General features: G+C 40.9%; 10 protein-coding genes and 2 rRNA genes. 6 read left to right on the top strand and 6 right to left on the bottom strand.

Going from position 1 to position 12,973, the window contains the following annotated elements; genetic code table 11:
- Positions 1–11: 11 nt before the first annotated feature.
- Positions 12–2,429, top strand: coding sequence for a gliding motility-associated ABC transporter substrate-binding protein GldG (gene gldG / locus B9Y69_RS14600; protein WP_085473727.1), 2,418 nt, complete (start codon positions 12–14; stop codon positions 2,427–2,429).
- A gap of 32 nt (positions 2,430–2,461) precedes the next feature.
- Here gldG and B9Y69_RS14595 read toward each other — a convergent pair whose 3' ends face one another.
- The gene (locus B9Y69_RS14595) at positions 2,462–3,952 is read right to left on the bottom strand and encodes an acetyl-CoA hydrolase/transferase family protein (RefSeq protein WP_085473726.1); all 1,491 of its coding nucleotides are present in this window, start codon (positions 3,950–3,952) and stop codon (positions 2,462–2,464) included.
- 332 nt (positions 3,953–4,284) lie between these two features.
- Between B9Y69_RS14595 and B9Y69_RS14590 the strand changes: the two genes are divergently transcribed.
- Positions 4,285–5,100 carry a helix-turn-helix transcriptional regulator gene (locus B9Y69_RS14590; protein ID WP_085473725.1) on the top strand — a complete coding sequence of 272 codons (816 nt, stop codon included), beginning with the start codon at positions 4,285–4,287 and terminating at the stop codon, positions 5,098–5,100.
- A 21-nt stretch (positions 5,101–5,121) separates the two neighbouring features.
- Positions 5,122–5,970 (top strand): 3-keto-disaccharide hydrolase, encoded by an 849-nt coding sequence (locus B9Y69_RS14585; protein WP_085473724.1) that lies wholly within the window; start codon positions 5,122–5,124, stop codon positions 5,968–5,970.
- Between the two features lie 54 nt (positions 5,971–6,024).
- Here B9Y69_RS14585 and rpsT read toward each other — a convergent pair whose 3' ends face one another.
- Entirely contained in the window at positions 6,025–6,279 is a 255-nt protein-coding gene (gene rpsT, locus B9Y69_RS14580) for a 30S ribosomal protein S20 (protein ID WP_085473723.1), read from the bottom strand.
- Between the two features lie 214 nt (positions 6,280–6,493).
- Here rpsT and B9Y69_RS14575 point away from each other — a divergent pair, with 214 nt between their 5' ends.
- Both B9Y69_RS14575 and sucD read left to right on the top strand, forming a co-directional pair.
- Entirely contained in the window at positions 6,494–7,027 is a 534-nt protein-coding gene (locus B9Y69_RS14575) for an RNA methyltransferase (RefSeq protein ID WP_085473722.1), read from the top strand.
- A gap of 118 nt (positions 7,028–7,145) precedes the next feature.
- Positions 7,146–8,018: a succinate--CoA ligase subunit alpha gene (sucD, locus tag B9Y69_RS14570; RefSeq protein ID WP_085473721.1), complete on the top strand. Its 873-nt coding sequence runs from the start codon at positions 7,146–7,148 to the stop codon at positions 8,016–8,018.
- Between the two features lie 69 nt (positions 8,019–8,087).
- On the opposite strand, the gene B9Y69_RS14565 is transcribed toward sucD, so the two are convergent.
- Positions 8,088–8,588, bottom strand: a complete 501-nt coding sequence (locus B9Y69_RS14565) for a DinB family protein (protein WP_085473720.1) — start codon at positions 8,586–8,588, stop codon at positions 8,088–8,090.
- Positions 8,589–8,783: 195 nt separating this feature from the next.
- Here B9Y69_RS14565 and B9Y69_RS14560 point away from each other — a divergent pair, with 195 nt between their 5' ends.
- The gene (locus B9Y69_RS14560; RefSeq protein WP_085473719.1) at positions 8,784–10,649 is read left to right on the top strand and encodes a CocE/NonD family hydrolase; all 1,866 of its coding nucleotides are present in this window, start codon (positions 8,784–8,786) and stop codon (positions 10,647–10,649) included.
- A 52-nt stretch (positions 10,650–10,701) separates the two neighbouring features.
- Here the strand turns inward: B9Y69_RS14560 and B9Y69_RS14555 are convergent, their stop codons facing one another.
- From B9Y69_RS14555 to B9Y69_RS14545, 3 genes are all read right to left on the bottom strand, one after another.
- Positions 10,702–12,180 (bottom strand): S10 family peptidase, encoded by a 1,479-nt coding sequence (locus tag B9Y69_RS14555; protein ID WP_085473718.1) that lies wholly within the window; start codon positions 12,178–12,180, stop codon positions 10,702–10,704.
- A 325-nt stretch (positions 12,181–12,505) separates the two neighbouring features.
- Positions 12,506–12,617, bottom strand: a 5S ribosomal RNA gene (gene rrf, locus B9Y69_RS14550).
- A gap of 167 nt (positions 12,618–12,784) precedes the next feature.
- A 23S ribosomal RNA gene (locus B9Y69_RS14545) occupies positions 12,785–12,973 on the bottom strand; the annotation flags it as partial.

The raw sequence follows: 12,973 nt of genomic DNA, 5'->3' as shown, positions 1-12,973 counted from the left end.
TCAGACTACAATTGCGCAGTATATACATAAAAGAAGTTGCTTCTTACTTCAATTCCTTGATTGGCTACTTAGCCATTGCTTTTTTCCTTCTGATAACGGGTCTTGTTGTTTGGGTCTTTCCAGATACTTCGATCCTCTCCTCAGGATATGCCTCCCTATCAGGGTTTTTCACGATCGCCCCGTATTTATTTATGTTTCTTATACCGGCGATCAGCATGCGCTCCATTGCGGGGGAAAAAGTGGATGGAACCTTTGATCTCTTGCGGAGCAGGCCGCATACTTTTTTCGACATTGTTTTGGGCAAATACCTCGGTATTATCACCATAGGTCTACTCGCTATACTACCAACACTCCTTTATGCAGCATCGGTATACCTCCTTGCCTTTCCTTCAGGAAATATTGATATCGGAAGTATTATCGCCTCTTATTTGGGACTATTCTTTCTTATGAGTAGCTACGGTGCGATTAGTATCTTCTGCTCCAGTATCAGCAATAATCCGATCGTGGCCTTCTTACTTGCCGTCTTTGCGTGCTTTATCGCGTTTTACGGTTTCACAGCAATCAGTGATCTTCCTACCTTAGGTAACACCACGAGTTTTATTCGAAACTTAGGTATCCAAGAGCATTACGACAACATTAGCCGAGGTGTTTTAACACTGTCTGATTTTGTATATTTTCTGTCGCTAAGTGCGCTGTTTATTCTCTTTACCCGTGGGCATTTAGGGAGGTCGTTCACACCACGTAAACGTACATTGACTGCATATACAATTGCTATTGTTGTTTTTTTTACACTAAACAGCACCGCACTGCTTCCTGCAGCAGGGCGTATAGACTTCACCACTGATAAACGTTTTACACTAACTGAAACAAGTAAAGATATATTAGCGAACCTTCAAGAAGATGTAAGCATTACGGTTTTCTTAACCGGCAAAATGCCGAGTGGTTTTGAACGGTTACAGACCGCGACAACAGATCTCTTGACAGACCTTAAATCATATGCTAAGGGACGTCTACATTTCAATGTCATAGACCCATTGAGTGGAAATCAACAAGAACAACAAGCCTTTATCCAAGCATTGCAGGAACGTGGTATCACGCCGACCAATATTAGTGTAAAAACTGATGCCGGATTTAGTCAACAACTGGTGTTCCCTAGTGCCGTTGTTGCTACAGCCGAACAAGAAATTACGGTCAATTTATTGCAACAGAAGAATGCTGCAAAACCAGAAGAAGCCTTAAACAATTCAATAGAAAACCTGGAGTATGCTTTTTTGTCTGCCATTCATAATGCGACACAATCAACGCCCAACTTCATTGGTTTTACGGAAGGACACGGGGAACCTTCGGACCTGGAATTGCAAGATGCGATGCAAAGTTTAATGCCGGCTAACCAGGTCGGTCGTGTACACCTCAATGAGGTCACCTATGCTTCCCTTCAGCAGCTGAAAGTAATCTTTATTGTTAAACCCACCACTCCTTTCTCCGAAGCCGATAAATATAAACTCGATTATTTTATCCGTCAAGGTGGACGTGTCATCTGGGCAATAGATCAGATCGATGCCAGCTTAGATTACCTACGAAAGACGGGAAGCCAACCTGTAATCGGACGCACATTAAACTTGGATGATCAACTTTTCTTATATGGAGCTCGCCTAAATTACAATCTGTTGGCAGATCTAAACTGTAGCCAAATTCCGCTGTCCATGGGAAGCGTGGCAGGACAATCACAGATCCAGCTCGCTCCGTGGTATTTTTATCCGATCTTAATGCCGACCTCAACGAATCCTATTCTCAGGAATCTCGATGGGATACGTACAGAGTTTATTGGAACGGTGGATACGTTGGAAACAAATGGAATAAAGAAAGAGATTTTGCTCAGCAGCTCTCCTTTCGCACGAACCATCACAACCCCGGCTCCTATCTCGCTCCAGATGGTGGAAGAAGCACCGGATCCCGTGAAATTTAGAACTAAACCGATGCCGGTAGCTGTTCTATTGACCGGTAAATTTCCGCATCTGTTTGAAAACAGACCCACACCTGCAGGTATTACAGAAACAGCACCTCCCTTGGAAACCAAGGATACGAAGATGGTCGTTATCGCCGATGGTGATTGGCTTATCAATCAGACAAACAATAAAGATCAATCTCCTTATCCGCTTGGTTGGGATCGCTACACGGAACAACAATTTGCGAACAAATCGTTTATGTTAAATATGGTAGACTATCTATTAAACGATGAACGCTTTATTAATTTAAGAAACAGAGAAGTCAAGCTACAGTTACTAGACCAAGCGAAGGTAAAAGCAGAGAAAACAACCTGGCAAGTTATCAATGTCGTAGCTCCGGTGCTCCTTCTATCAATCATTGCACTATGTCAACAGTTATGGCGACGCAAGAAATATGGTCAAATAAAAAGGGTGCAACAGTAAATTGCACCCTTTTTATTTGGACAGGTCGAAACCTATTTTTTCATTGAGCCTGTTTCTGTCAGGCGTATATGCCAGCTAAAAGCCTCTTCTAACAAATGTGGGGTATGTCCGCCACGCGCGCAAGCACGATCAAAATACGACTGTAGCTCTTCTTTAAAATCTGGGTGCACACAGTTATCGATTATTTTTTGCGCTCGCTCACGCGGAGCCAAACCACGTAAATCAGCCAAACCTATATCGGTTACCAGAATATCTACATCATGCTCGGTATGGTCCACGTGCGATACCATCGGCAAGACATGCGAGATCGTATCATTTTTGGAAGCGGCCTGCGTAACGAAGATACTAAGGTATGCGTTTCGGGCAAAATCTCCAGAACCACCAATGCCGTTCATGATCTTCGTTCCTGTAATATGCGTAGAGTTTACATTACCATATATATCAAACTCAATTGCCGTATTGATTGCAATAATTCCTAATCGCCGAATTAAACCTGGCGTATTTGATATATTCTGCGGACGTAAAACGATCTTATCGCGATACTTCTGTAGGTTTCCAAAAACTCGTTCGTAGCATGCAGCAGATACCGTAATAGAGGAAGCTGATGCAAAGGATAATTTACCGGAATCAATCAAATCAAAAGTACTGTCCTGTAATACCTCAGAGAACATCGTTAAATCATAAAAATTACTCTCTTTGAAGCCTGTCAATACCGCATTTGCTACTTTTCCGATACCAGCTTGCAAGGGTAACAAACGGTCTGTTAGATGACCCAACTGAACCTCATTTTCGAAAAATTTGAGAATATGATCTGCAATAGCCGTTGTTTTATCATCTGGCTCAGCAATATCAGCAGGACTATCTTTTAAATCTGTAAAGACAATCCCTACGATTTTATCAGGATTGATGGGGATAGAGCGTCGACCTATTTTATTCCATGGCGCAACGATAGGAATAACGTTACGATGTGGATAATCTTCTGCTTGATAAATATCATGAATTCCATACACATCCGTTGGAATTGCGGTATTAATTTCAATAATCACTTTATCTGCAAGCTCCGCGAAAGTAGCGGAATTACCAACAGAGGTTGTAGGCACTAAGCTACCATCACGATCTATGTACGCAACTTCGATAACAGCAATATCCACTGGTGGCAGATTTTTATTATGTAGCAACTCCGCGCTCTCACTCAAGTGTTGATCTATAAAAAGAACTTCTCCAGCATTGATCTTATTTCGCAGAACACGGTCTACCTGAAAGGGCATTCTTTTTTTTAGTGCCCCTGCCTCAGCAAGCTTTCCGTCGGTATCATGCCCCAGTGAGGCTCCTGTCATCAGGGTAATCTTTAATTCCTCATGCTTAGCGCGTTCAGCAAGTGCCGCAAGAACAACCTTACTATCTCCAGCTTTCGTGAAACCACTAGAACCAACCACCATATCGTTTTCGAAGAATTTGACAGCATCTTCGGCAGACATAACTTTGTCTTTCAGTCTTTCTAACTTAATTCTATCGTAGGACATATTGAAAATTTAAAAACATCTATCTATATAAAAGTCGTATAGAGACGACAATTATAAGCATATTTTGATTGCACATTTTATTATTTATAGCCAGTTAATTATCGCTGCCTCGCATAAATTTACAAAATATTATAGTTCAATAGATTACATCTTTAAGACACAAAGAACACAAAACAGCAAACATCTGTATAACAGTTGTTTAAATAAATAATTTACTAAGTAAGCGCTGACTCGCCCTATTATAAAGCGATAAACATGAGGTAAGCGAACACTCACCTTTTTGGTTATCTCATTAAAAAACAGGAAATTTACAGCGGTGAGAAATAAATAATATGGACAATAAGCAATATGTTGATAAATACTACATGACGGAGGTTGATTCCTTTGAAGACAGTATCTATTGCCATCACGCAATGATGGGTGAAAATTTCATTGCAGAACACAAACATAATAAAGATCAATTCTTATACACAGAGGGTGGTATCGTATTTCTGAAGACCGAAGAGAAATCATACTTTCTTCCAGCGCGTCACTATATATGGATTCCGGCAGGCACTAAGCATAGTATACACCCGAGCAGTCCAGAGGTTGTGATGCGTAATTTATATTTTCCACGCTTCGATACCGATACGGCTTTTTACAAGAAGGTAAACATCTATCCAGTGAATGACCTCTTGATTGAGTTTATTATGTTTACAAACAGATGGACAGGAAACATATTCCCCGTGGAAGAGCCAAAATACTCCATTGCAAAAGCTTTTAAACTTATTTTACCAGAAATATCAAGAACAGAACTCCCCTTAGCATTGCCTTATCCGAAACATGACAAACTAAAGGATATCGTTAAATACCTGGAGGAAAAGATTGATGAGAATGTCGGTTTCAAAACGATTGCTAAAGAGTTTGATGTTAGTGAACGGACTTTGGCGCGTCTTTTTCAAAAAGAACTGAACATGTCTTTCATACAGTATTATACAATCTTACGCATGCTAACAGCATTGAAGCTCCTTTTGGATGAAAAAATGAGTGTCAATGAAGTTGCAATGCGTGTTGGATACAGTAGTTTACCTACTTTCAGTAACACCTTCAATAAAATTATCGGAGTTCGACCTAGCGAGTACGTAAAGAATAAAAATCTACTACTTTAAATATAACTTAAACCAACTTATATGAAACTCAATTTATTTAGTGCACTTGCGGCAAGTGCACTCTTACTGGGTTGTGCCACGAGCTCAAACTCTGTAACAAACAACAAGCTGCCTAAACCGATCCAGCTATTCAACGGAAAAGATATTAAAGATTGGACGCCAAAGATTAGATTACACGAGGTCGGTGAAAACTATGCCAATACCTTTCGTGTTGAAGATGGTTTATTAAAGGTAAGATACGATGGCTATGATGATTTCAAACAACAATATGGCCATTTAGCCTACAATAAAGCATTTGGCTATTACCTACTCAAGGTAGAGTATCGTTTCGTGAACGAGCAGGTAAAAGGTGGAGAAGGCTGGGCTTGGCGTAATAGCGGAGCGATGTTACATGGTCAAGATCCTAAGACAATGCTTAAAGACCAAGATTTCCCGATTTCTATCGAAGGTCAATTTTTAGGGGGGAATGGTAAGGATGCCCGTACCACGTCAAACTTATGTACACCGGGGACTAATGTTGTTATGAAAGAGAAACTTTTCACACCACATTGCATCAGCTCTACTTCAAACACATATCACGGTGACCAATGGGTAACCGCCGAGTTTCTCGTTCTGGGTGATTCCGTTATCAAGCATATCTTAGATAAACAAGTTGTTTTGGAATATCAAAAACCACAAATCGGAGGCGGTAATGTGGATAAGTATGATCCCGCTCAAAAACAAGATGGTAAATTATTGGATAAAGGTTTTATTTACCTACAAAGCGAAAGTCACCCCATCGATTTTAGGAAGGTTGAGCTATATGACCTTAGCCCCTATAAAAACAACAAGGCTAAACTAGACCAAGTGGTTGAGTTGCTAACGAAATAACAAGAAAAGGGGATGTAAAATATACATCCCCATATTTTTTTTTCAAACAATAAATTATGCTAACTTATTAACGAATTTCGTTAATTTAGATTTATTGTTAGATGCTTTTTTCTTGTGGATAACATTTTTCTTAGCCAAACGATCAAGCATAGAAACAACTCTAGGCAACAATACTTTTGCTTCAGTAGCATCAGTAGTATTACGAAGTTTTTTAATTGCGTTACGTGTAGTTTTTGCTTGGTAACGGTTTCTTAAGCGTTTCGCTGCGTTCGCTCTAATTCTTTTAATCGCTGATTTATGATTTGCCATTTCTCTTAGCTAATTTTATTTTCTTACTTATACTAATTTCGGAATGCAAAAATAATCAGATTAAACCAATATTCAAAATCTATTTTCAGTTTTGTGCATAATATTATACAAACGGCTCCCCTACTGTAAATGGACGAGCTAAATTGGTCGAAAACAGTTACTAGGTATCCAGCATTCATGGCTTGTATTCACAAATAACTTCTTATTTTTGTACATGCAAAAATTATCTATGGATCAGTTGAACCGTCCTGATGTGGACGCCTTCAAGAACCTACAGAAAACCCCTATTATTGTTGTACTTGACAATGTCCGCAGTCTACACAATGTTGGATCTGCATTCCGTACTGGCGACGGCTTTGCCATTGAAAAGATAATGCTGTGCGGAATTACCGGCACTCCGCCACACCGTGAGATTGAAAAGACAGCGCTTGGCGCCACCCAGTCTATCACATGGAGTTACCATAAAGATGTGGCCGAAGCCATCCAACAGGCGCAAGCCGAAGGGGCCAAAATAGTAGCCATCGAACAGGCCGAAGGAAGTATCCCTCTCCAAGAGTTTACCATCTCGGAAGGTGAAAAATACGCACTTTTTTTTGGCAATGAAGTTCATGGCGTTTCCGAGGAAGTCATGGAACAGGCAGACGCTTGTATTGAGATACCACAGTTTGGCACAAAGCATTCCTTAAATGTATCAGTTACCATAGGTATAGTGTTGTGGGACCTAGTCGGTAAGATGAAACTCGTATAAAAAGATTAACTTTAACCTGCGAATATCTACTCTTTCAAAAAAATGGCTGAATTGCGTAAGCTTAATTTTTAGAAGTCGTTGCAAAATAGTAGATTTGCTTTGCAAAAAAACAGAAAAAATGAGTGTACTAGTAAATAAAGATTCAAAAGTAATCGTACAAGGCTTTACTGGGAACGAAGGCACGTACCACGCTTCCCAAATGATTGAATATGGAACGAATGTAGTAGGTGGTGTAACACCAGGAAAAGGTGGACAAACCCACTTAGATCGTCCAGTATTCAACACTGTACAAGATGCAGTAGATAAAGCTGGTGCTAACGTTTCTATTATTTTCGTTCCCCCTGCATTTGCTGCAGATGCTATCATGGAAGCTGCTGCTGCTGGGATTGAAGTTATCGTTTGTATTACAGAGGGTATCCCTACGAAAGATATGATTCAAGTAAAATCTTACTTGAGTGACAAAAACTCACGCTTGATCGGTCCTAACTGTCCAGGTATCATCACAGCTGAAGAAGCTAAAATTGGTATTATGCCTGGTTTTATCTTCAAAAAAGGTAAAGTAGGTATCGTTTCTAAATCAGGTACGTTAACATACGAAGCAGTTGACCAAACAGTAAAAGCTGGTTTAGGTATCACAACAGCAATCGGTATTGGTGGTGACCCAATTATCGGTACAACAACAAAAGAAGCTGTTGAGTTATTAATGAATGACCCAGAAACAGAAGGTATCATCATGATCGGTGAGATCGGTGGTGGTATGGAAGCTGAAGCTGCAAACTGGATTAAAGAACATGGTACTAAACCTGTTGTTGGCTTTATCGCTGGACAAACAGCGCCTCCAGGACGCCGTATGGGTCACGCTGGTGCGATTGTAGGTGGTGCTGACGATACAGCTGCTGCTAAAATGAAAATTATGCGCGAGTGTGGTATCCGTGTGGTAGAATCACCTGCAGAAATCGGTGCAGCAATTGCAGAAGAATTAGCAAAATAGTTGTACGACATCTATAGATAAAAAAGGTTAGCAATTTGAATTGCTAACCTTTTTTTATGTTATATAACATTAGCCTTGATTTTCATCGGCTGATGGTCCATATAAACCCGGTACAGGAATGTCCAGCATTCGTAAATAAACCGTTAACTGGCCACGGTGATGGATCAAATGGTTGTTTACCACATAGCGCATAGCACCGGCTCTCGGCATCTTTGCAATCACATACTCCGGTCCGGCCTGCATTGTCCAATCTTCCCCCCAGCTTTCGTCCGTTGCATTTTCTATTGCCGCCTTGTTCAACGCATACCCTTCATCCAACATCTGACGTAACTCCGCGATAGAAGATACCGGCTTTGGATTAAAATCTGTCTTGAAGTCGAACACAGTCATCGGAATAACAGTAGCTACCCAATTGTGCAGCCCAACAATATGGTAAGCCAAATCTTTAACAGACATGGATTTCTCATGCGGTCTCCAATCCAAATGTTCATCTGTAAGCCGCTCTAAAATACGTCTCGTGCTTTGCGTCTCGCGCTCTAACTCTATTAATAAACTCCTCTTTAGTCCCATAAGATTTAATTTTACTGTTAAATTAATCAAAAAAGGGGAAACAAAAAATCCTTAAAACATATGCGAATTATTTTATCCATTATCTAATGTTTATATAATAGTCGCATTGTACAGTCGTAATGACAGAAAGGACAACCTGTATATGTAAGCATTTTTTATTAATTTCAATGCCAATTAGAAAGATCCAAATTTATCATGATGTTTAAATACATACTAACAGTTGCTTGCTGCGTTTTAATTTTCTACTGTACGGGGCAAGAGGTTAATGAACAGTATATTCGAGACCACTATGACAAGCGTGAGGAATACATTACGATGCGTGATGGCAAACGCTTATTCACCGCCATTTACACCCCTAAGGACAAGAGTGAGTCATATCCTATTTTACTAAACCGGACCCCTTACACAGTTGCTCCATATGGTATAGACAAATACAAAGCTTATTTGGGAAATTTTCCAGAAATGTCAAAAAAGGGATACATTTTTGTTTACCAAGATGTACGCGGCAAATGGATGAGCGAAGGCGTTTTTGAAGATATCAGACCCACCGCGACACCACAGAATGGATATAAGATCGACGAGAGTACCGATACCTATGACACGATTGACTGGTTAGTAAAAAACATCCCAAATAACAATAAAAAAGTAGGTATGTACGGCATCTCCTATCCTGGCTTTTACGCCACCGTTGGATTGGTGAAGAGTCACCCAGCCTTAAAAGCCGTATCACCACAGGCGCCCGTTACAGATTGGTTTATTGGAGATGATTTTCACCACGGTGGTGCCTTATTTCTTATGGATGCCTTTCGCTTTATGTATACTTTTGATGCTCCACGTCCTCAGCCTATTACGAATCTTCACGGGCCAAAGGGATTTCAACTACCGGGCAAGGATTATACGAAATTCTTTATGGCACACCCCACCCTACGTGAATTAAAATCAAAATACCTAAGTCATACCGTTAAATTCTGGGATGATTTAGCTAAACATGACACACGGGACACATTTTGGGTTAGTCGTACGATAACCGAACATCTTACGGGCGTAAAGCCAGCTGTTATGGTCGTGGGAGGTTTATTTGATGCCGAAGACACCTATGGTGCATTCGAAACCTATCGTCAAATAGAACAGCGCAATCCAAAAAGTAACAATACACTGGTGATGGGACCATGGTATCATGGTGGTTGGTCACGCGCAACAGGTGAATCATTAGGAGATATCAAATTTGACCAGCATACCAGTACGTACTATCAAGAAGAGATCGAACTCCCATTTTTTGACTTTTACCTGAAAGGAAAAGGTACATTTAACCCCGCCGAGGCGACAATCTATGTAACAGGAAGTAATACATGGAAGAAATTCACACAATGGCCACCTAGAGAAACAACGGATCTCACCCTGTACCTCCGTGCTAATGGTGAAATAAGTATGCATAAAGCAAATGCAGCAGAAAAGGCAATTCAATATATGAGTGACCCTGCAAAACCCGTACCCTTTCAAGAAGGTATAATTACGGAACGAACACGTGAATATATGCTGGCAGATCAACGTTTTGTAACAAATAGACCTGATGTCCTTGTCTTTCAAACCGCTCCACTTGAGGAAGATATGACACTAACAGGGCCAGTACTGGCGGATCTTCAAGTGGCTATGACGGGGACGGATGCTGATTTCATTGTAAAACTGATTGATGTATATCCAGACACAACAACGGCTGTTTCACCTCGTAACGATAAGACCGTAATGCAAGGCTACCAAATGCTGGTTCGTGGGGAAGTTTTACGAGGTAAATTTAGATCCGATTTTGCCAAACCTATCCCCTTTACACCGAACACAAAGACGACGGTTAATGTGAATCTTCCTGATATAGCTCATACCTTCAAAAAAGGCCATCGTATTATGATTCAAGTTCAACATACCTGGTTTCCGTTGGTGGATAGAAACCCGAACAAGTTCATGAATATTTATGAAGCAAAAGCAGAAGATTTTATACCTAACACGCATACCTTATATGTTGATGGCGATAAGTCCAGTAGTATAAAAGTTAAGGTTTTAAAATAAAACCAATACAAACAAAAGCTCCTAGCATCTGAATATGCTAGGAGCTTTTTACTTAATATTTAGCAGGTTGTCCTTCTTTCGGCGTGGACGCCCGAATAAAGTCACGTATATCTTTTGTTGCTTGCATTAAATCATCCTTTCGAAGGTACATCATATGCCCACTTCTATAGCCTTTAAATGACATGCGATTGGCAAGCTTACCCGAAGGATCCATTTGCCACATATTATATTTCGCATTAAAATAATCTGTTGCTCCATCATAATAGCCTGCTTGCACCATCACATGCAAGTAAGGATTTGCGGCCATCGCTTGTCGTAAACTAGCTCCGGTATTGTCGTTACTACGATCCCATGGATGAACCGAACCAAACATATTATATTTCACGTCGGTCTTATACCCCAGTTCATTCATCATATAATAGTTAATAGCGGGCGTAAAGGAATGTAACCATGACGTAAGCTCCGCATTGTAGTCGGGGCGCTCTCCACCATCTTTGAGGTCTAAACCCAGATATCGCGAATCTAACCTACCCACGGTGAAACCTTCACTACGCATCAATTCTTTCCAAAAGAAAGAGGTAGATATATCCAAGTTATGTTGCGCAATAACTGTGGTTGATAAAGAAGTGTAAGCAGACATTTTTTCAATAATTGCAGCTTTCTCTCCCGGATTAATACTATACCCTCTAGCAATGGCGGGGAGTACCTTATCTAGGGTAAATGCTTCCACTTCCGTTAATAAATCCTCGAGATCTCTGCCTTGTAATTGTGGACTAAGTTGCTGATGATACCAAGCTGCCGCGGTAAAGTAAGGTAACCGCAGTGCTTTTTCGATGGCTCCCTCTCGCTTAATGCCAAGGTCGGTAGGCGAAACAAGGATAACACCGTTCAGATACATCCATTGTGCATTTTGAAGCTCTAAGGCTAAGCCGGAAACCCGTGTCGTACCATAGCTTTCTCCAATAAGATACTTTGGAGATGTCCAACGATTGTGCCGCGTTACAAAAGTATTTAGCCACTCCGCAAGATAGCGGATATCAGCGTTGGTACCAAAAAAGAGCGTACGATCGGCCTTGTCATCCAAAATCCGGGAATAGCCAGTGTTCACAGGATTTACATATATAATATCTGCAACATCTAATATCGTGTAAGGATTTTCTTTGAAACCGTAAGGTTGTACAGGATATCCCTCATCATCAATATTTAATAAACGAGGGCCTGTATAGGCCAACTGCATCCATACCGAAGCGGATCCAGGTCCACCATTAAACGATATAACCAAGGGTCGCTTACCCAAATCACGCACATCATCACGTGTATAGTAGGTATAATTTACCGCGGCCAATACCTTTCCTTTGTCATCCCATACCGGCTGTGTACCCGTCTTTGCTGTGTAAGCAAAACGTTGTCCCCCACTACTAACCTGATGTTTGGTGGTAACGGCACTATCAGCCTCTGGAACACGTTGTGCCATAGACACGGTACCATAGCCCGACAATACCAAAAACATAAATAAAAAACGGAATTTCATAATCTTTACGCTTAGTTAGAAAACAAGTACAAGAAAAGACTTTTAATCTAAGCGAACAACTTTTCACAAGAATATTACGATAGTGTAGTTGGTAGTTGATAGTTCTTAGATCATAGTTGGGGATAGTTCGTTGTTGATAGTTGTTGGATCTTAGATCGTAGTTTATGGTTGATTGTTTACAGACTATACTGCTATGAACTACGAACTACTTTCCGTAAACTAAAGCCTAAGAACTACTATCTATGAACTACTTTCTACAATCTACGATCTACCCACTAGCAACCAAAAAAGCCCCTCCAGTTTCCTGAAGGGGCTTTCGTATAAAATTAGGCGCCGACCTACTCTCCCACCTGTTACGGCAATACCATCGGCTCTGGCGGGCTTGACTTCTCTGTTCGGAATGGGAAGAGGTAGACACCGCCGATATAGGCACCTGAATGTTTTGTGCGCAGTCCATCGCGGACCTTGCCGATACCTGGCTCCCGAAGGGATGCTAGGCACCTGAATATCTTTATGTGCTTGCTATAAAATTTAAACAAACAACTAAATAACATATTAGGAAGAAAGAAGGGAAACAAGTAAGAAAACAACAGTGTTTCTATCGCTGTAGAAAGCTTCGGGCTATTAGTACTACTCGGCTTTGGTCTCTCAACCTTTACACCTATAGCCTATCAACGTTGTCATCTCCAACGACCCTATAAGGAAGTCTCATCTCGTGGCTAGTTTCGCACTTAGATGCTTTCAGCGCTTATCTATTCCAGACGTAGCTACCCTGCCGTACACCTGGCGGCAT

Source organism: Sphingobacterium psychroaquaticum (genome assembly GCF_900177625.1).
GTDB lineage: Bacteria > Bacteroidota > Bacteroidia > Sphingobacteriales > Sphingobacteriaceae > Sphingobacterium > Sphingobacterium psychroaquaticum.
This window is presented reverse-complemented; position numbering and strand designations above follow the sequence as displayed.